This window comes from Paenibacillus sp. J22P169 (genome assembly GCF_059691995.1).
In genome coordinates this window covers 443316-464857 of record NZ_JCAUAO010000003.1, presented here as the reverse complement: position 1 = coordinate 464857, position 21542 = coordinate 443316, and the positions used below count along the sequence as shown (strand labels likewise).

General features: G+C 45.3%; 17 protein-coding genes. All 17 read right to left on the bottom strand.

Translation table 11 applies throughout. From position 1 onward, the window contains the following. Nucleotides 1-3: 3 nt before the first annotated feature. Nucleotides 4-840: a carbohydrate ABC transporter permease gene (locus tag AC58QG_RS19785; protein WP_497363849.1), complete on the bottom strand. Its 837-nt coding sequence runs from the start codon at nucleotides 838-840 to the stop codon at nucleotides 4-6. 12 nt (nucleotides 841-852) lie between these two features. Next, nucleotides 853-1815 carry a carbohydrate ABC transporter permease gene (locus tag AC58QG_RS19780; protein ID WP_497363848.1) on the bottom strand — a complete coding sequence of 321 codons (963 nt, stop codon included), beginning with the start codon at nucleotides 1813-1815 and terminating at the stop codon, nucleotides 853-855. Between the two features lie 35 nt (nucleotides 1816-1850). Next, nucleotides 1851-2837 (bottom strand): formylglycine-generating enzyme family protein, encoded by a 987-nt coding sequence (locus AC58QG_RS19775; RefSeq protein WP_497363847.1) that lies wholly within the window; start codon nucleotides 2835-2837, stop codon nucleotides 1851-1853. 593 nt (nucleotides 2838-3430) lie between these two features. After that, nucleotides 3431-4222, bottom strand: a complete 792-nt coding sequence (locus tag AC58QG_RS19770) for a Nif3-like dinuclear metal center hexameric protein (RefSeq protein WP_497363846.1) — start codon at nucleotides 4220-4222, stop codon at nucleotides 3431-3433. A gap of 42 nt (nucleotides 4223-4264) precedes the next feature. Next, nucleotides 4265-4771 carry a DUF402 domain-containing protein gene (locus AC58QG_RS19765; protein WP_497363845.1) on the bottom strand — a complete coding sequence of 169 codons (507 nt, stop codon included), beginning with the start codon at nucleotides 4769-4771 and terminating at the stop codon, nucleotides 4265-4267. Nucleotides 4772-4783: 12 nt separating this feature from the next. Continuing rightward, entirely contained in the window at nucleotides 4784-5311 is a 528-nt protein-coding gene (locus AC58QG_RS19760; protein ID WP_497363844.1) for a hypothetical protein, read from the bottom strand. A gap of 59 nt (nucleotides 5312-5370) precedes the next feature. After that, a complete protein-coding gene (locus tag AC58QG_RS19755; RefSeq protein WP_497363843.1) occupies nucleotides 5371-6669 on the bottom strand; it encodes an ABC transporter substrate-binding protein in 1299 nt (432 codons plus the stop codon). Nucleotides 6670-6738: 69 nt separating this feature from the next. Next, nucleotides 6739-9105 carry a bifunctional diguanylate cyclase/phosphodiesterase gene (locus AC58QG_RS19750; protein WP_497363842.1) on the bottom strand — a complete coding sequence of 789 codons (2367 nt, stop codon included), beginning with the start codon at nucleotides 9103-9105 and terminating at the stop codon, nucleotides 6739-6741. Nucleotides 9106-9708: 603 nt separating this feature from the next. Continuing rightward, nucleotides 9709-10638 (bottom strand): ribokinase, encoded by a 930-nt coding sequence (rbsK, locus tag AC58QG_RS19745; RefSeq protein WP_497363841.1) that lies wholly within the window; start codon nucleotides 10636-10638, stop codon nucleotides 9709-9711. A gap of 10 nt (nucleotides 10639-10648) precedes the next feature. Continuing rightward, nucleotides 10649-12787 (bottom strand): acetate--CoA ligase family protein, encoded by a 2139-nt coding sequence (locus AC58QG_RS19740; RefSeq protein ID WP_497363840.1) that lies wholly within the window; start codon nucleotides 12785-12787, stop codon nucleotides 10649-10651. 7 nt (nucleotides 12788-12794) lie between these two features. After that, nucleotides 12795-13703 carry an HpcH/HpaI aldolase/citrate lyase family protein gene (locus AC58QG_RS19735; RefSeq protein WP_497363839.1) on the bottom strand — a complete coding sequence of 303 codons (909 nt, stop codon included), beginning with the start codon at nucleotides 13701-13703 and terminating at the stop codon, nucleotides 12795-12797. Between the two features lie 4 nt (nucleotides 13704-13707). Next, entirely contained in the window at nucleotides 13708-14727 is a 1020-nt protein-coding gene (locus AC58QG_RS19730) for a LacI family DNA-binding transcriptional regulator (protein ID WP_497363838.1), read from the bottom strand. 119 nt (nucleotides 14728-14846) lie between these two features. Next, a complete protein-coding gene (locus AC58QG_RS19725; protein ID WP_497363837.1) occupies nucleotides 14847-16952 on the bottom strand; it encodes an ADP-ribosylglycohydrolase family protein in 2106 nt (701 codons plus the stop codon). A gap of 19 nt (nucleotides 16953-16971) precedes the next feature. Beyond that, entirely contained in the window at nucleotides 16972-18129 is a 1158-nt protein-coding gene (locus tag AC58QG_RS19720; protein WP_497363836.1) for an ADP-ribosylglycohydrolase family protein, read from the bottom strand. 61 nt (nucleotides 18130-18190) lie between these two features. Next, complete coding sequence (locus tag AC58QG_RS19715) at nucleotides 18191-19669, bottom strand: extracellular solute-binding protein (protein ID WP_497363835.1); 1479 nt, start codon at nucleotides 19667-19669, stop codon at nucleotides 18191-18193. 69 nt (nucleotides 19670-19738) lie between these two features. Continuing rightward, nucleotides 19739-20623 carry a carbohydrate ABC transporter permease gene (locus tag AC58QG_RS19710; RefSeq protein WP_497363834.1) on the bottom strand — a complete coding sequence of 295 codons (885 nt, stop codon included), beginning with the start codon at nucleotides 20621-20623 and terminating at the stop codon, nucleotides 19739-19741. A 12-nt stretch (nucleotides 20624-20635) separates the two neighbouring features. Further along, nucleotides 20636-21532 (bottom strand): ABC transporter permease, encoded by an 897-nt coding sequence (locus AC58QG_RS19705; RefSeq protein WP_497363833.1) that lies wholly within the window; start codon nucleotides 21530-21532, stop codon nucleotides 20636-20638. Nucleotides 21533-21542 lie beyond the last annotated feature (10 nt).

The following is a 21542-nucleotide window of genomic DNA, read 5'->3' as shown; positions in this document are numbered from 1 at the left end:
AGCTCATCCCTTGATTGCGCCTGATACCCCTTCAATAAAATAGCGCTGCAGCAAAATAAATACAGCCAGGATAGGCAGCAAAGATATGCTTGCCGCCGCTGCCATTCCCGTCCAATCCATTGTATTTTCGCCTACGAACTGAAACATACCCACACCTAGCGTCCGTAAATTTGGCTTGCTGAGTGTGAAAATGAGCGGCATAAGAAACGCGTTCCACGTCCACATAAACTGCATGATCGCTGTTGTTGCGATGATAGGTTTTGCCATAGGCAGCATAATGCTCGCAAACGTTCTAAAGAAACCACTCCCGTCGATTTCCGCCGACTCCTCCAGTTCCTTAGGAAGACCGCGGAAATAGGCAACGAATAGCAAAATAAACAAGATATGTCCGCTGCCTGCCTCGGCCAATATAACGCCCCAAAGGGAATTGTTGAGTCCGAGTGCATTAACAAGTGAATAAACCGGAATAATCGTGTACCCCTTGGGCATGAACATCGTCGCAGTGACAGCCGTTATGAACAACAGGCGTCCCCGGAATCGATAACGCCCGATCGCGTAACCCGTTAGTGAGCATACCGCGAGTACGATCAGCACAACCGAAACTGTAACGATCAGTGTGTTCCAGAAATAAACGGAGAAATGCGCCGTCTCCCATGCCCGTTTATAATTAGCGAATTGAAACTTTTGCGGCAATAACGTGATGCCTGAAACGATATATTCATTATTTGTCTTAAAAGAGGCAGCAATCATCCAAATGAACGGATAAATCCAGACGATGCCAATCCCGATCAACAAAGTGTGCAAAGCTAATAGCGGTACGCGCAGAAGCTTCCTTTTCAAGGTGAGTCCCTCCTATAACCGCCCGGACGCTTTACGTCCGCCAGTCCATTTGACAAACAACCCTAATATGATTGAAATGAGCATGACCACAATCCCATATAAAACGCCCGCTGCGGAGGCGAAGCCTACCCGGGCTTCCCCGTTGCCAGAGAACGCATACCGGTATATGTATACATCGACCATATCCGTTTTGAAGGCTGGCCCGCCGTTCGTCATCGTCTTAACTAAATCAAATACATGGAGTGCATTAACAGCCGACATCAGCACAATAACACTCCCGACCGGCAGCAGCAGCGGTATCGTTAAATATCGAAACAATTGCCAAGCCGAGGCTCCGTCGATGCGGGCAGCTTCGAACAATTCCTTGGGCAGCGCTTGAATACCCGCTAACCAATACACAAGCTTCATCCCGAAGGTTTTCCAAATGCCGACCACAATGACAATCGCTAGTGCCGTATCAATCGATCCGAGCCAATCCACAGGCCGATCAATCCATCCAAGACGCAGGAGTACCTCGTTCACAAGACCTTTATAAGCACCGAAGGCAAACCGCATCACTAAGCCAACAACTGCTGTGGTCGTAACAACCGGTAAGAAGTACACCGTGCGGTAAAATACCTTCCCTTTGAGCCAACTTGCATTCAACAAAAGCGCCATGAGCAGAGCAAGCGGTACTTGAATGGCTACCAAACAAACCATAAACACAATACTGTTGCGAAAAGCGTTCCAGAAGATCGGATCAAGAAGCGTCTCCTTGAAATTATCGAATCCCGCGAAATCTCGAAGAGGACCGTAGCCATTCCAGTGGAAAAAGGCATACACATAGCTCATTGCGATAGGGTACACCGTAAATAGCAGGAATAAAGCCACCTGCGGCGCGATAAAAGCCCAGCACCACAGCTCTTTGCGCAAGCGGTAATGAAACCATGTCGGCCTCCCTCTACTCTCCGTTTTATTTCGAGTAGCGATTTGCATGCAGTTACCACCTCCTTTCAATTGAACTCATTACGTTAGGCATCTACCACACAGCGAAATCCTATGTTCCCTGTTGAACTATCCGGCGTATTCGCGCTGCGCGCAGCGACTCTGTAGCGGTTGCAGTAAGACTTATGGCACAAATACGAACCCCCACGCATCGAACGGCTAACGCCGGAAGATGGCCCGCGCGGGTTTCTCTTGTTCCTGTCCGGCGCTGCCGTAAACCAATCGGAGCACCATTCCCACACGTTGCCAACCATGTTATACAAGCCGTAACCATTCGGTGGGAACGAACGGGCAGGTGCGGTACCGACATAGCCATCAGAGGCATGGTTTTTATCGGGGAATTTCCCCTGCCACACATTGCATAAATGCTCTGCTCCAGGCTTCAGAAGATCGCCCCAAGGGTAGCGCTTCTGAATTAAGCCTCCGCGAGCCGCATATTCCCACTCGGCTTCCGTCGGAAGTCGTTTGCCGGCCCATTTCGCATACTGCGTTGCATCGTGCCATGAGACATGAACGACGGGATGGTCGAGCCGTTCATCGATCGAAGAGCCGCTGCCTTCCGGCCGAAACCAGCTGGCCCCGTTCACAGCTAGCCACCACGGTACGTTCGGCACCGGCCTTGCGTCCATTTCCCTTACCTTATCCGGGACAAACAAATGGAAAACGAACGACCAGCCGAACCTTTCCGCCTCCGTCACATAGCCGGTTTGCCGGACGAACTTAGCGAACTGCTCATTCGTGACTGTGCAGGCATCGATATAGTATGACGAAAGTTCGACCGTTCGAATCGGTCCTTCCCCATCATTCGGGAAGCCTTCAGCATCATCGGTGCCCATCAGGAAATCGTCTCCCGGCAAATAAATCATGCCTTCTGAATGAAACTGTTCCTTCTTGTTACTCCCTACTAACGATTCCATATGTATGAAATGGATTGAGTTTGGCTGAGCAATGGCTGCTTGCTGCTCCTCCGTTCGTGTAGCGGAACAACAACTTCGTTTGTTTGTTGTACGCATGAAACGTCTTCCTTTCTTCCATTGAGAATAAATAAAAAGAGACGTATCTCTTGAACAATTACGTTCATGAGACACGTCTCCGTTAATACGGTCGACTACGTCGATATTATTTTATTAAAAACCAATAAGATTACTCGGTTATCTATTTGTCTAGAATTTTATCTCCGAACCCATTGTTTGTCAACCGCTTTTTGGCAATTTGTCACCAGCATGGCTGTAGAAGTTCGTGTAACGCTAGAAGGAAATCTCATTTTTTGACCTCAAGGACAAGCGCTTGAACTTGCTCAACTCTACGTCTGCCGAATCGGATTAACTGGATTTTATGTAGCTATTATCGCCGATTCTCACCATTTAAAAGAATTAGATGGGTATCCTACAGTTAATTTCCGCCAAAAACCCACATGTCGCTAATTCTGCTCAATTAAACTGTACATTTTCCATCTATTCACAAAATCTCTGAAAGTACAGCAAAATTAACTGTACATTTTACATTTATTTCCCCTCATCTAGTCGTCCGAGGGTTCTAACAAAGCAAAAAGAGCCGCCGCGCAGCGCGAGGCAAGCTCCTTATGGGTATCATTAAAGCATAATTATCAAATCCGCTGTACCGCAAGCGGGCACTCTATGAATGCCACTTGAAGATCAGGAAACGCCTCGCGTACCATCTCCACGACGGTCTGCATGCCTGCTTCTTCACTCTTCTGGTGACCTGTTACGATCAGTGCCTTCGCAAACCCCATATCCGCGGCATCCCGTACATATTCATTCGTCTCCCACTCATTCGTCTCGCCAACGATCAACAAGTCGATATCCTTACTGCCGAGAAACTTGATGTGAGAATGACCACCGGACGCCCCAGGTAACAGGCCCATACGCTTCACGGACAGATCCGGGTCCCCGGCCACAAGCATACTCTCTATGCCAAGCTTACTCTTCAGATGTGCGACGATCGTGCGCACCGTATGCTGCTCGTCAGGCGGCAATGTCAGCAGTTTCATCTCCTCTGGATTAGCGTAAGATTCCCAATCCAGCTGTTTTAACATGCCTGCCAGAATACCATCTGGTTTATATTTATGTACGTAATCGTGCAAGCGAAAAATCGCAATGCCCGATTCCTCGATGAGCGCACGCTTCTTTTCATAAACAGGATCTCCGCTAAGCCACTCGCCTTCATCCATGTGATTGTAATACGTCGGTTCGTGGGTAATGATGAGGTCGACGCCTGATTCAACAGCTTGCTTAATTGCAGCATACGTCGTCATAAATACGACAGCCACTTTCCGAACTTCCGCATCCAGACGTCCGCTTTTCAGTGTATCCACCGTCTTGTTCAACTGGCCGACGGGCTCAATAAGGTGATCTAGCACCATTTGTACGGTAATCATGATAAATGAAACCTCCCCTAAGTTTCGTAATCATTGCCTTCATTAACTAGGAATACAAGCGATAAACTTGTCGAGATAGCCATCAAACGGGAATACCCTTTGGCTAACATTTTCTTTTAAGGCTGCTAACTCATGCTCGGCTTGATGGATCAAATCAGCTGGGTACCCAAATTTAATCGCATGGGCAGCAAATTCATCTTCATCAACAACCTGCCAAACGCCGTTTCTCTTCACATAATCTAGATCCAAATCTACAAAAGAAACAGTGGTTCCGTTCAGCACTGCGGGCTGATTGATATTACAATAAAATTCATTGAGTTTACCGTCAACTACATCAGCACTAACTGTGAACCAGGAATCAAAAGAGAAAAATTCAATGGTCCAATTTTCAACCGTAAATACTTTTTGCTTCGTGTAATGATGCAGCTGCCTTCCGTACTCACCCAAAACAACGATATGTGAATCCGTCTTTTCTAATAAGGTTGTGTTCCATTCGTAATGTAGGAGATTTCCGTATTTTAAAGCTTGAATTGTGATTTGATTATCCATTATTTCGTCCTTTTATATGTCGGTAAGAGCTCTGATTTCCCCTATGATCTCATCAGGGAGCGGCTCCTTCATCAGGATGTCCAGAATTTCTTGATTGGCTCCAGCTTCCTTCAAATAAGCAAGCACTATGGCTGCCTTTTCAGTCCGCTTCATCAGTGTATACGCCACATACCAGACTTCTGGACTGCCAACTTGAATACCGTTCCAGGTAGCGCTCGGGATGGAAGGCAGCCTACACAAGCCTTTGTCGGTATGGATCGAGAGTCCCCCGATGATTTCCACTTGAGGATTATCGCTATGAACGATTAGCTTGTAATTGGTGCCAAATGGATAATCCCCACTAGGTTTTTCTTCGATTTGCTCGTGCTGTAAAGCGTTCAGCACCTGATCTTTCTGAGCTTCAACCATGATATCCCAATCGCCCACCGCGTCGGTTAAGCCCAAGCTAAGCATCAGACCACTTCCACCCAATGAGTAGCGAATGCCTGCTTGAGCCAGCTTTTGAGTTACATTAGCTAAGTTCTTCATTTCTACATTCACGCTTGGCTCTCCTTTTCAACTGTCTTGTCATGATTCCATTCTATCACGTTTAATTAGCGTTATTTCAATTCAATCCCAATGGTTCTCTTCTGTTCCTTCCAGAAAGTATCCCACTTACTTAATGTCTCCTGAATGGTTGCCTTCCCCATCAACATCGCTTGTCCAGTTTCCATAGCTACCTTATCCCAACTGCTGTTCCCCGGATATTGAAAGGGTGGTTTATAGAGCAGGTAAGTATCTGGTTTGAGCGTCATGTCGAGTAAGGTTTTATAAGGACCTGTTTGGAAAAATGCATCCGAAACCGCAGAGGTGTGAATCGGAATCAAGCCGTATTTTTGGGATAATTCGGTGTTTTGCTTGGCACCTGAAAGAAAAGCAATCAGCTTCCAGGCTTCCGCTTTATGTTTGGAATACGAAGCAATTCCCCAGCCAGCTCCGCCAACACTCACTAGAGCACTACCTCTTGGCCCCGTTGGTAATGGCGCCGTCGTCCAAGTTCCCGGCTGCATTTTTTCTTGTATCGTTTGAATGACATCCGGATCCTGCAGCAATATCCCCGTCATGCCCGAGGTGAACGCCTCTACCTGCTCTTGGAAACCCCAGTATATGGAATCAGGCGGCGAAACTTCCTTATACAGCTTTAGATATAATTCCATTGCTTTCACGGCTTCAGGCGAGTCGTAAATCGTCGATCCGTCATTCAAAAATTGACCATCATCCAGATTAACGCGACCGCCATTATAAGCGAGTATCAACGTATCTAAGATTGATATAGAACCTTTGGCGCCACGAAAAGAAAAGCCATACCGATTGTTGGCGGGGTCTGTCAGTTTTTTACCCGTTTCATAAATCTCTTCCCAAGACGAAGGTGGTTTAAGGCCTGCAGCTTCAAACCAATCCTTCCTGTAAAACATTTGCCGCTGGTACAAGCCGTTCGCTATAAAGTAATTCTTACGACCAACGACAGAGATCGATTTAGCAGCTCTCGACAGGGTATTTTGTTCATCCCAAGCGGCCATGTACGTGTTTAATGCGTCAATATATCCTTGACTCGCGAGATCAGCGACATTAATATCTCTGACTTCGACAATATCGAGCTCTTGCTTGACATTCAGCATCGTTTTTATGGTAATATCAGCCTGCGCAAAGGGGGGGGAAATAAGCTCCACGTGGATATTGGGGTTTTGGCTCTCAAATTGAGCAATCAATCCTTTTAGAATCATTGTCCGATTCGGATTTGTTAAGCTCTCGATCATTCGCAGCGTCACTTTATTCTCGATGGATGGCGATGAAGTTGGCGGTTGATGTTCCTGACTAGAACAGCCCATTACGAAGATCACAAGTATCATCCAACTCATACAAACAAACCAAGTCATCCTTTTTCGTTGCCTCATCCTCATCATGGTTTCCCCCTCGCGCTCAAATGGTTAGCCATTATGTACAAGTTTACCAGTTGTGTCATATACCCTTCTCTCTGCCAGTAATTCTGCACACTCATTTGTCGGAATGGGACGGCTGTAGATATAACCCTGAATCTCATCGCAGTTGCATGCTTGTAATAAGGCTACTTGTTCCATGCTCTCTACCCCCTCAGCGGTCACTCGCAAGTTCAAACTATGTGCCATGATGATGATAGCTCCAACGATGGCACGTTCTTTCTCATTGACTACAATGTCATCTAGAAATGATTTATCAATTTTCAACCGTTGAATCGGAAAGTTTTTCAAATAATTTAATGACGAATACCCTGTGCCGAAATCATCGATTGAAATTTTCACCCCTAAGGCATACAAGCCTTGTAAGGTTAAAATAACCTGCTCCACATCTTGCATCGCAATGGATTCTGTAATTTCCAATTCTAAATATTGCGGTTCCAAACCTGTGTCCTGCAAAATCTGAGCAACGGTTTGGATGATCTCCGAATTCTGGAATTGATGAATCGATAAGTTGACTGCTACATGCACCTTGGGGAGCCCCGCATCTTGCCAAGCTTTATTTTGCTTACACGCTGTGTATAGAATCCATTTGCCGATTGGAACGATGAGTCGTGAGTACTCCGCAATCGGAATAAATTCCGAAGGCGGAATGAAGCCATGCTTAGGATGGTTCCATCTGGCTAGCGTTTCAACCCCAATAATGCAACCAGAATTCAGTTCAATTTGAGGCTGATAATAGAGAAACAACTCATCGCGCTCTATCGCAAGACGCAAATCTCTTTCTAAAGACAGCTTCTCATAGGTGTTTTTTTCCATTGTGGTGTTATAGAACTTGTGATTATTTCTACCGCTTTCTTTCGCACTATACATCGCAGTATCCGCGTGCTTGGTTAAGCTCTGGATGTCGTTCCCATCCTGCGGATACATACTAACACCTATGCTGACAGATACATGAAGCTCTTTCTCTTCGTAGTATACTGGTTTTTGAATCTGAGTGGTGATCTGTTGAATAATTGTCAATATCGCATCTTGGTTACCTGCGTTCGGTATCAGGATTAGAAATTCATCCCCACCGAAACGAGCGATCGTACACGTCTTATCCATAATGCTTTCTAGTCGACGTGCTGTTTCGATGAGCAGCCTGTCGCCAGCCTCATGGCCAAAGGTATCATTTATAATTTTAAAGCGGTCCAAATCCAGGAAAAGCACGGTAAACTCCTGCCTGTTTTGCCCAGCTAACTGAATCTCCTTTTCGATAACCTCCATAAACAATTTGCGGTTTGCTAAATCAGTCAAATGATCATGGTAAGCCATATATCGGATTTTCGTAGCATTCCGCCGCCGCTGTAAATAGTAATTAATCAAGTAGGTGATGATGGCTATTCCGACCATACTAATTAGCATGCTATTGCCAATGGTATTCGCATCTTTGAATAATTCCGATCCTGGAATCACAGCTTGTACGATCCAATCACTGGCCGCTATTTTCTCTGCAACAACCAGTTGCATCTCTCCGCTCACCTTAATTGTTTTGCTTTCGGAAGGATGTCCGGCATGAATCGGATTAGCATGAAATACGTTCGGGATTCGGTAGAAGTCCCCTTCTACTTCTGAATTTGTCCTGGTCAGCAATTGATTAGCAGGGTTCAATATGACCATTTCTCCACTTTGAATGTCACCAAAAGAACGCTTTAACACCTCGGAACTAATCTCGATGAGGAGCACATACTTCATACCCGAACTCAATTTAATGAGCCGATTAATCGCAAAGGAAGGTTGTCCTACATTCGAGTAGCCGTATCTTTTCGTAGCCATCCATCCGATTTCACCATTCGCAATAACCGCCCTTTGAAACCACTCCTCTTTACTGTAATCGATTATTTCTGTATGGAGCGTATCCGTCGTAATTTCTTTCAGCTTCGGATCCACCGGGATCAGGTGAATATTGGTGATATCACTTTTACTAAAAAAACGAATAGCAAAGCTCTCCACGATTTTATTCCGAGCCACGAATTTTTCGTTCTGGCTGGTTGTCGCGCTACCATACACATGGAGTTGATTCAACATTTCCTCATCTGTCAAAATACTAAAGGTCAAATCTTCATAATTTCGAAAAATGATATTTAACGTATCTCTTGACTGCACAACGGTTTGCTTAGTAGCTGATGTCACCTTGTCGATAACAATCTGCTGCGAATGCGAGTAGGAGAAAAAACTGAATCCAACAAAGAGAATCGCAGTCCCGCCAACTGCCCATACAAACAACTTTAGACCGACCGACTGCACGTTCGGGTCCTTCCGAAACAAGTTGAAATATTGCTGCCATTGCTTAACCAGCTTGGATAATATATGTATCAAACGGATAGTCAACTCCTGTCTACTCTACGAATACTAGGCTTTCGAATGATCCTATTTACAGCCACTATCATACTCTGAGTTCATGATACACCTAAAATGTTTAGTAACTTTATAGAAAATCATTAATAATGTATTAGCATTTCACCATCTACCAGGCTACTAGCTACCTTCTTACACAAATAACCACACATCATTCAACTAGCTAACTCATTATCTACTACCTACTAACTACTCACATTTACTCGTCAAAATCTACGTTCTAACTACCATCTACCCGCCTCCACTTCCCCAATATCTGCCACCGCGGTGCTTTCCCACAAATAGATGGATTATCTACAGTTAAAAGTAGCGAAATGTTGGCGATTTATCGAATAGCTGGATTTACTACAGTTAATTTTATCCATTTTGAGCGGTTATCATGATTCGCGAAGAATTAACTGCATGTTTTCCATTTAGGTTGGCTAAGGAGCGAAATATGCGGAAAATAGCTGGAGGTTTTCCAGTTACTTTCCATTGAGGGGCTTCTGCTCACGAGTAGTCCCCTTATTCGCACGCAAAAAACCAGCAAACGCTATGTCTGCTGGTTCGGTTCGTATCAATCATCTACTTGTTTAAGCTGCCCTCAAATGACTCCACTTCTTGCCGAGTCGGCAGCGAAGTCTGAGCACCGAAGCTCGATACCGTCAGCGCGCCAACTTTTGCCGCGAACGCGATCGATTGCTCTAGGGAGTAACCTTCTCCATGCCATACCGCTAACGCGGCATTGAAGGAATCGCCGGCTGCCGTTGTATCCACCACGTTCACCCGATAGGCAGGATAGGACCCTTCTACCCCATTCAAGTGATAGGAAACCCCTTTTTCCCCTTGGGTAATGATTACATCGGTCTTCGTGAAGCTCCGCAGCTCATTCATAATTCCCGCATGATCTGCGCCCGCTAGCTGTCCAGAAGCCAGAATAGCTGCCTCTGTCTCATTGGGCGTTACCAAATCAACGAACGGCCAAATCTCGTCTGGCAGCACCGCAGCTGGCGCAGGGTTCAAGATCACTTTCACGCCATGGCTTTTGGCAAGTTGAACCGCTTGCATAACCGTCTCTTGGGGAATCTCGAGTTGTACAAGCAAGATATCCGCGCCAACAAACACATTTTTCGCACGCTCTACATGCGCTGGCGTCACGCTCGCATTCGCGCCTGGGACAACCGTAATCCGATTTTCCCCATCCTGCACTTGAATAAGCGCCACACCTGTTGTTTGCTGAGGATCCACCAACACGTAAGATGTACCTACGCCTTCATTCGCTAATTGCTCCAGCATCTGTTTGCCGAACGGGTCGCTGCCTACACAGCCAACCATTTCAACCTGTGCCCCTAGCCTCGCGGCAGCGACCGCTTGGTTGGCACCTTTTCCACCGGGGATCATGACGAATTCTTGTCCCGTCACGGTTTCCCCAGCGACCGGAATGTGTTCAGACTTCACCACGAGATCGATATTAATGCTGCCAACCACGACGATTTTTGCTGTCTTTTTCTGCATACTACACCCCCTAGATTTCGCTGTACACCGCTTGGTCAGCATCTGATTTCAATGTAATGACACAGTCGAGCGCGTTAACACCTTCACCTTTCGGTAAAACAGCAAGCGGATTAATCTCTACACTCTCGATTGTATCCTGCTGATCATATACCCAGTAGGAGAAAGTTTCCAAGGTTTGGAGCAGAGCTTCCATATCCGTTTCCGGCATGTTGCGGAAGCCTTGCAGATACTTCTCAAGTCCCTTAATTTCGCCGATCATTCGCTTCGCTTCCTCTTTATCGAAAGGAGCTACACGCCAAGTAACTAGCTGGAACAGCTCGGTTAACACGCCGCCAAGGCCAATCAGAACAACTGGACCAAAGATCGGGTCATTGGTCGATCCTAGGATCAATTCCACTTTGTCTCCGACCATTTCCTCCAACAGCATCCCATCCACGTCCGCTGCATTTTGCTGAATACGACGCTCAAAGAATTCCCGCACCTGCTCCGGTTGCTTCAGGTTCAAAGCAACGCCGCCGCTATCACTTTTATGCGTAATCGTTCTTGATACCAGCTTCGCCACATAACGTTTGCCATCGAAAGGCATGGAAGTTAGGAACGACTCTATATCGCCGTCAACTGGTAAGAAGTAATTCTCTGGAACGGAAATACCAACGGATTGAAGCACCTGCTTGCCTTCGATCTCCGTCAGTGTCAAAGAACTTGTCTGCTTCGCGAATTCCTGCAATTGCGCCGCACCATCCGTTGTCGAACGATTAGCTGCGGATTCTTCGCTTAATTCAGCACTGCGAGAACGTTCATAAAATTCTACCAAACGTGTAAGCGTGGAAGCTAATTGCTTCGGATTAAAGAAGAGTGGTATTGGCAGCTTCTTAACAGCTTGCAATTCAGGATCTTCCAAACTTCCTGTCCACAACCAGTACAAAGGCTTATTTGACGAGCGATCCAGCGCGCCAAGCCGTTCCGTTAGCGGAGCTTTCCCATGCGTAGCGTATACAATTCCGTTCAATTCCGCCTCACCTTCAAGTGCGGCATGGATCTCAAGAATTTGTTCCGTTTGCATCGTACCAGACAAATCGAGCGGATTGTTAGCCGTTCCGAATCCAGTTAGAAGCGTATCAATGCGGGAAACGGTGTCCGCTTGTAGTTGAGGTACACTGAGTCCTACAGCGCCCATTTTGTCGCCAACGAACCCGCCGATGCCGCCGGAATGCGATAATACCGCGAAGCGGCGCCCCATAAGCGGTTTGCTATATTCACTGCTTTTCACAAGCGCGATGAACTCTTCGTAATCCTTAGCTGCCAAAATGCCCTTTTGGCGGCAGAAAGCATCAAATACTTGCTGGTCTCCTGTCATCGAAGCGGTGTGGCTAGCTGCTGCTTTTTGTCCAACAGCGGATTCACCAATTTTCAAAGTAATAAGCGGTTTGCCCAGCTTAAGCGCCTTATCAGCTAGCTTGGCGAACGCTTTCCCATCCTTGATGCCTTCAATGAATAGTCCGACAGCTGTCACATCAGGATCGTCCAGCATGAAATCGGCAAACTGTGTCATCGACACACTTGCTTCATTACCGGTCGAAACGATGTAACGGTAGCCAACGCCGTAATCATTGGCGCGATTCAGCAATGGACCGAATGCCGTAGCTCCGCTATGTGAAATTAGACCGACAGATCCGCCTGCACGCTTGCTTTCACCGATTGAGGAAGCTGAACTCGCCCACATGTTTGCCGTGCTGGAGCTGAGCCCCAAACAGTTAGGCCCACAAATTGGAATGCCTGTCCGTTCCGACCATGCGGTTAACATACGCTCGCGCTGTTCGCCTGCCTCTGTCCCCGCCTCTCTAAACCCGGCGCTGATAATTAAGACAGAACCGACTTTTTTCGCCTCACATTGTGCAAGCAGGGACTCGACAAGCTCTGCCTTTACAATAATGATTGCCAAATCGATCTCTGCATTTATTTCATCTAATGAAGCGTAACAGGGTACGCCGAATATTTCTTTGCTTGTTGGATTCACGGGAAATAATTGCCCCGCATAGCCTTGTGTCAGCATATTTTTCATTAATCTGCCGCCGTAATTCATTTTCTCGCTGGCCCCGACGACGGCAATCGATATCGGATTCAACATACGATGAAGAGCTTTATTCATTTGTCAATCACTCCTTGCCTACCAGAATCGTGTTGCGTTTCAGTAAGAATTGTGCCCGCAAATAAACGGGTGGATCAATCATTTTACCCATATAGGAACAGGACGATCTGCCCTGCTGTTGTGCTTCTTCATAGGCTTGTACAATTCCCATTGCCTTCTCTAGCTCCTCCTGCCGCGGGGTGTATACCTCGTTCAGGATGGCTACTTGATCTGGATGAATACAGGAGCTGCCCATAAAGCCTAGCTGCTTACTTTTCTCAGCTAAGCGTCTAAAGTTATCTAAATTACGAAAATCGGCAATCGAGGATACGAAACCAAGAGGCATCACCTCGTGAATCCGTGCTTGCAAAACAACTTGTGCATAATAGGGAAAAAGCTCCTCCCCTGTAGCGGAGGCTTCGATACCCAAATCAAGACAGAAATCTTCATTGCCAAGCGTCACTGTGCTAATGCGATCACTCGCTGCAAGCAGTTCACCTAAGCGAGATAATCCTAATGCTGATTCAATCAGAATGGAGATTTCTGTATGTCCTTCGGACAAGCCGCGCTCCCGTTCCAAATCCGTCAATTTCGCTTCAACATCACGAATGATATCGACATCTTCAACTTTAGGAATTGTCACACTATGCAGCCGCGGGGCTACACAACAAGTTAAATCCTTCTCACACATCTCCCATGCATTGTTCAATCGCACATTGATTTGTGTAGCGTTTAAAGGCATCGTGTTCAATGCTTCACGCACCATCTGACGGCCGATGTCCTTCTGATCGACAGGAACACTATCTTCCAAATCAAGCTGTACCGTATCTGCACCGCGCGTTATTGCTTTCTGAATAAACCGTTCCACATTGCCAGGGACAATGAGCGTAGAACGTCTTACTTTTTCAACGCGGTTTCGTACAAATTTCGTTTCCATAGGCTTAACTGCTCCTTCTGACCACGAGCTCAGGCGTCTCGATTATTTCATGTTTGTGACGCAGTATCGGATGCTCGATCATAGACAATACCATCTCTGCTGTCTTCATTCCGATTTCCTTCTTAGGTACTCGGACCGTTGTCAGCTTTGGTGTACATAACTTTGCCATGCGAATATCATCGTAACCGACAATTGCGACATCCTCAGGTATCCGAATCCCGCTGTTTTGCAGCCTTTCCATGATATTAATAGCTGTATAATCCGTTGATACGAATATAGCCGTTACTTGATTAGCACGTACCCAGTCACTGATCGGATTATCCGCGGAAAACATATCCGAGCTGATCGATAGCTGTGGATCCACTGTCAGAGCGGCTTCTTGATGTGCTAATTCATACCCTTTTTTCTTATTGATGGAGTCATTCGTATTTTTTACATATCGGTTCGTATAAAAGGCAATCCGTTGATGCCCTTTATCAATTAAATGCTGGGTAGCTAACCGTCCTCCAAGCACATCGTCACAGAGTACACGGTTATAATCGGTATTACCATCTATGGGATAACGCGTATAGAATACAAAAGGAACCTTCTCTTGCTGAAGCTTATGATACATGCGCTCTTTACTATCAACATTGGGAGAAGGATGAATGATCAGCCCCGCACTATTTAGCTGCAAAAACTCTTCAATAATGCTGTCTTCTGCTTCACCTTCATTGTTCGTGAGACCTACTAAAATTTTGTAGCCACGCTCTTTGGCATAATTCTCAATACCCAAAAACACCTCATGACTGAAATCATCATGAAAGGACGGAATAACCATACCAATCAGCTTCATATGCTGACGAGCCAAGCCTTGAGCAATAACATTGGGACGGTAATCAAGCTCATCCGCTATTCGTTTCACTTTTTCCCGCTGCTCTTGACTGACTCTTCCTGTATTATTCAGCACCATGGAAACCGTCGCTTTGGTGACACCCGCCAGCTCGGCAATCTCTTTTAATGTAGGCTTCTTCTCTCGAACCATGTTCTCATCCCATCCCCAATTCACAATACAATTTCTCTACCATGCTCAATTGGCTGACAGCATAAGGGAAACCGCTGAAATGAGCCTCTATCAGCTACCATCCCAGCGGTGTCATCTTACTAAATCTCAGTTAATCTTATGTTGCTATAAGATGTCCTTGCCGCAGCAATTGTACTAACACCAAACATACCATATTCAAACGTGTTATCGGTATGCTTTAAAACCTCTTCTTCATTAATATATAGTGTAATTGTATTTCCTTGTACAGTCACTTTGAAAACATAATCTTGCTCATGCTGCCAAGGATACGATACGCTTGCTACCTTCTTGTAGCCAAAATCATTGATATAGAAGGAAACTTCATTCTCTCCGTCAAAGCCAACATGATAACCGCGCATTGCGCCTTGAACGCGAACCGCTGCCAAATGGGATAGACCTACATGAGGCTTCACTTGAACTGTATAAGTATAATCCTTCGCGAAGTAAGCACCTGTGTAAGCTTCAGCAGTTTCCGCTGTCATGAGGTACATGGCACCATTTTCAATGCTCCATGCGCCTAAGTTATGAGCAAACGGTGTGATACAGCCGAAATTGACCGCTTGCTTAGCAAAGTCAATCGTATAATCCGCTTTACCATAAATTCTGAACTGGTCAATGAAAATACGTCCTAAGCTTTTCGGTTTACGTGTGGAGTAAGCTTCCAACACGATCCCAACTTCGTCGATCAATTCACCTTCGGAGTCCGGAATTTGGAATTCAAGATGGAGCCAATCATTGTTAACCAGCTTCACATAACCCTGCACTAATTCCTTCTTACTGTTAGCCAATCGTACGTAAGGTGCAACACCCATCAATTCATTCCCGCCCCATTGGTCGAGGTAAATTTTCATGGATACCGTTTGACCTGAAAAAGCTTTCGGCGAGAATACAGGTGAATATCTTTCATCACTGAATTCATCACGTGTGTAGAAAGGCTTGTAGAAAATTCTGGACAGCTCGCCACGCGTCATACGGTCAAATACAACTTCAAGGGAACCTGTACCTTTAAACGCTTTTTCCGTAGAATGCTTAGTCATACAGAAGAATGGATCTGACACTCGGAAGTTATGCGTGGAACCTGGCAGATCGAAATCAAAATAGATTTCATCTTCAATGAAGCTATCCTTTAACTCCTGCGGACAAGCTTCACCAGCTAGTCTGTACCCAAGAATCGCAAGCTCTTTCGCGTATGTTGGAATATCCAAGATGTTTAAGTAACCGGAAATCCCTGACATCACGATGGAATCGTTGATCGGCTTACGATATTTATCAGCAATGCCCTTGATCCCACAAGCAACCCCTAGAACCGTACCCACGTTACCTGCGTTACAGTCGGTATCCCAGCCACACATTGTAGCAATTTCAACTGTACGGTTAAAGTCACCTTGACCATAGATCATCGACAAAATACATACGCCAGCATTCGGAATCATGTGACAAACGCCTCTGTATTTATCGTAGCCCCAATCCCGCTCAAGCATATCGCGACAAGCTCTGAAATCATTAGGTTGCTCAGCGTGGAATTTCAATACAGCTCTTGCAACTTTGTTATACGTTGACTCTACAGGAATTTGAGCAAGACCTGCTTCGATGATCTCATTAATGTTATTCGTTTCAAAAGCAGCAGAAATCGCCGCGCAGAAAAATCTAGCGCCGTATACGCCTTCGCCATCATGGGATACCCGTGCAGCGGCTTCGCCGAAATCAGCAGCTTTCTTCGGATTGCCTGGATTCACTAAGCCCCACGTATCGATAAAGATTTGACCGCCAATTTGCTCAGCCATAATCAGACCATTTTGTTCGATCGAACCCGATTGAGGAGCTGGAACTCCTTTTTTCAAATTGATGTAGGCCGTGTGCTCCGTACTGATCCCATAACCGCCCCACCAGAACATTCCAATACCTTCACGCGTGTAGTTAAGCCAAGCACGAGCAACATCATTCGGTGTAATATCGCGATCTTTTGCATCATCATAGAGTGCTCTTAAGAAGTAGAAGGGACCATTCGCATCATCGTCTGCAGCGAAATTTTTGTAATCTTTGACATAGTCCGTGATTTCACCATACGTATCTCTAATTCTTTCATATGTCCAAATCGTTGGCTCAACAGGCGCACCGATCCTGATGCCAATGTTCATGCCCAAGTAGCCGGCATACAATTTCTCCAAATAATTTGATGGTATCACACCAAACACCCGCCTTTATTTATTTAAAACGAAGTTGTTCTTGTCTTCGCATGTTCATTTCTAAATCTTGGGTAATAATCGCTGTTGCTGCATCGACAAACCGTTCACAATTCGTCTCAATGTCTTGCTTATTCGCGGATTCCAACACAGCAATCTCCGACTCAGGGATCGCTGATACACCTTGCACACCACCGAGAATGGCACCGATCATAACACCAATCGAATCGGTATCGCGGCCGGAGCTGACGCCATCTTTCACGGCTTCCAGCAGATTTCCATCATGTAAAACGATATAAGCTAAAGCTAGAGGAAGTTCTTCAATTGCAAATAAACGACTAGGCGTATAATGATTAGAAGGAATGCCTACTTTATCAATGCTTCGCGTCACATCGTCTCCCATAGGAGAATAATGAGCAATAACTGCATGAAAACGAGCTACGACTTTATCGCGATCTTCTTTCTCCTGTTTCAATTCAGCCGCCGCTTGACAGATGTCTTGAATAGCCTTTTTCGTGCCATCTTTGGCATAGCGCAAAGCCGTAACTATGATATCTTGCACTGTAGTGCCTGGAACGAAGGCTTGGGCTACACAAGCAGCCATCACGCCAGCCGCTTCTAAGCCATAGCTAACTTGATGCCCAGAGGCAAAAAGAATGGCTTCGTCATAGGCTGCCTTAGGATTACATGCGTTAACAATACCGATCGGGGCAATATACATCGCCGCGCCGCAGTTAACCATGTTACCGTAGCCGCCTTCCCGCGGTTCACAATTGGCTAATACATGACGATTGAAAATGTGCTTCTCGGGATAGAAAAGTCTATCCATAATTAACGCTTCTTTACCAAACTCCGGAATATATCTAGGTCGGAAGGCAATTTCCTTCACGAACTCATTGGCAAGATCATAAGCGTCCAGATGACGCTGTTCCGTGCAATAAACGTTCATCAGAGCAAGCGTCATTAATGTATCGTCGGTCACGATACCTTCGCCTCTCATTCGGCCAAGCCTTGCAGCTTCCGGCCAATCGGCTTTCCACCACTTGGTCATCGTGGTATCCACGCGACCGTACCTGCTTTTAATCTCACCATACGTTAACTTCTCTACAACAGCGCCCATAGCATCGCCATAAGCCGTTCCGAACACAACACCTTTGACTCTCTCAGCAAAAGTAATCATTTCTCTCCACTCCCTCTACAGGGAGTGTGAGGCATCCCTGCCCCACACTTTGCAGTTCTATTTATTTGATCGTTTTATTCGCGTATTCTGTTACGTCTTTACCGCCAGCAGCATTCCATTGCTCTACGAATTTATCGAAATCAGCCACTGTTTTCTTACCTGTCACAACATCCGCAGCAAATCCTTTGTATACCGCAAGGGCTGCATCCCATTTCCCAGCTAAATCCGCAGGAAGAATGAAAGCATTATCTTTGGTGGACATCGAAGAGAACATTTCCAAAGACTTCGTTGCCGGAGCTGATAGGTAAGGCGTAGCTGGGTCAAACGCTTTGTCTGGTTTGAAATTGATTGTTGATTCTACGAAATGCGGGAACCAAGAAGCGAATTTATCTGTTAATTTAATTTTATTATCAACGATGGTATACTCTTGACCTTCGATACCCAGCTTGTCCAGCAGTTGACCTTTTGGACTAGCCATATACTCAAGTACTGAGAATGCTGCGTCTTTATTCTTGGAACCTGCAGAAATCGCAAATCCACGGCTTTCTTTACTGATGTCAACCGGCGTATAACCTTGCGCTTTTCCTTTAGCAGGTGGAAGCGGAGTTAGCTTTGCATTGGCGCCATTTTGTGCGGTCATCTTGGAGTTATAAATATCAATAACTTTACCTTGTGTACCAGCGACAACCGATGCTTGGCCATCATAGAAAGCTTTTTCTTTCGTATCAAACTTTTTCGTCAAATATTCTGGATCCAACAGACCATCTTTGTACAGCTTCGCATAGAAGGCCAATTTTTCTTTCTCAGCTGCACTTGTTCTGCTGTATACATACTTGCCATCAGCACCTTTAAGCCATGTGGATGTCAATCCGAATGCTTGTGCAAACATGACATCTAACTCATCTAAGTTGCCAGCCGTTGTATAAGCATATTTCGCGCCGTTCTTTTCTTTCAATTCTTTAAAGAACGTGTAGTAATTATCTGGAGTAGGATTCGCTAAAACTTCTTTACCTGATGTTGTTTTATCCATCCAATCTTGGCGGACAACTGGGACGGCACTATTAATCGGTGATAGCCATAACAGGTAAGGGTAGTTCTTCATTCTTTCTTTATTAAAATCGCTCATGGAAGCTTTCACATGCGTTGATTTCTCAATGTAAGGCGTCAAGTCAGTTAGGATCTTTTGTGTAATTGCAAATTGATAGTCTCCACCTTGGAAATACATCAAGTCAGGAATATTCCCGCCTTGCAGTAAAAGTCCTAGCTTTTCGGAGTATGTTCCGCTTTGCACGGGTACGATTTGCAGCTTGATGTTTTTGCCTTCTGCTTTCATACCTTCTTCAATGCCTTTAACCAACTTCTGTACGTTAGGATCATCTGCCGCGAAATCTTTCGCCACAATGCTAAGTGTTACTGGACCTTGTGCCGCTGCATTAGTAGCTGCAGGCGACGTTGTTTCAGTTGTCTTGTTCCCCCCGGAACTGCACGCTGTGGTTAGCATCATTAAAGCTGCAACCGACGTAAGTAGCACTTTTTTCATTGTATTTCCTCCTAAAAGTTTTTCGCCAGAATAACTGGCATCGTAAGCAAAAGCTTATGTGGTTTGCATCTATTCTTTAATGCCGCCTTCCATTACACCCTTTGCAAAATGCCTCAGAATAATGGGATAAAGCAAAAGAATCGGAATCATGGCGATAACAATCGTTGCCGCCTTTAAAGCTGAAAAATCGAGCTGAGCAATGTTGTTATTTTTCAATAGATTGGCTGAACCAACCAGAGCCGAGGTGTCACCCTCTACGATGAACTGTCTGAGCAGTACTTGCAGGACCGTATTGTCACGACTGGAAAGAAAAATGCTTGATTTAAAGAACTCATTCCATCTAGCCACAATGTAAAACATGCTAATGGTTAACACGGGAACTTTGGAAAGCGGTAAAACGATCTGAGTGAAAATACGCATATGTCCGGCGCCATCGATCTTAGCGGCTTCCAGCAACGACTCGGGAATCTCCTCAATGAATCGCATCATAATGATGAGGTAGAACACGTTAATCGTGCGGTAGATCACCATAGCCCAGAGGCTGTCAAGTAAATGCAGATCTTTGATCACCATATATTCCTGTACGATCCCAGGTTCGAAAATCATAATAATGATGAGGAAAATCATCAGCGGTGTCTTACCTACCAAATTTTTGCGGGTCAACACATAGGCTGTAATCGTTGTAAAGAAAACACTGAAACAAGTTCCTACGATAGTGATAAACAAGGAGTTCACAAGCGCCCTGCCGATCAATTCATTACTGAATACAACTTGAAAGTGTATAAGTGAAAAGCCCTTTGGCCAAATATCATAGCCGTGGATAAAGCGAACTTTATCAGGGCTAGAGAACGCTTTAGCAAATATGTTCATAATCGGTACAAACATCGTCAATGTAAGGACGGATAATATGGCCCCGATCAACAACTTGGGTACGGTAATTTTTCTACCTACCATGAAACTGCCTCCTTACCATGCACCTTTTGAGGTGAGTTTTTTGGAAATGAAATGTGTAGATAGGACGAGCACTACACCAATTGCGCTTTTGAATAAATTCGCTGCTGTGGCAAAAGAATATTGACCGTTAATCAAACCAACCCGATACACGTAAGTATCAATAATGTCGATCTGACTATTCACAGAATCGTTCGTGAAGTTTAACACCTGATCCAGACCTGCATTCATAATAAAACCAACGTTTAGAATGAAAATGGTCACCATAGGTACATAAAGATGTGGAAGCACTACACGGGTGATAATGTGCCAGCGACTTGCTCCATCGACATACGCTGCTTCATAGAGACTTGGGTTAATGCCTAGAATAGCTGCAAGGAAGATAATCGAATCCCAGCCAATGTTACGCCATGCTTCACTTGCGACAAGCACCCATCGAATGGAGTCTTTGTCCGTTAAAAAGTCTTGCGCTGGGAAGCCGAAGAACTCTATTAATCCATTCACAGCACCGGTCGACTTGGAAAGGAACTCGAACCAGATCCCCGCGATAACGACCCACGATAGAAAGTGAGGCAAGTACGAGATGACTTGTACCGCTTTGCGGAATTTGCCATTCATGAACTCATTCAGCATTAATGCAAAAATGATGGGAATTGGAAAAATCAGAAACATTTTCATTGCGCTGATGATTAATGTATTTTTAAGAACCTGAGCAAATATGGGTGTGCTGAATAACTCGCGGAAATATTTGAATCCTACAAAAACGTTATCTCCCATAATGCGAAAATCATAGAAGGCAAGTTTCATCTCAATAATCGGCCATACATGAAAGATAATAAAATAGACCAAGCCAGGAAGAAGCATCAAGTAAAGTGTCTTGTCTGTCCACATTTGTTTCAATTTGGAACTCATGCTAATCGGA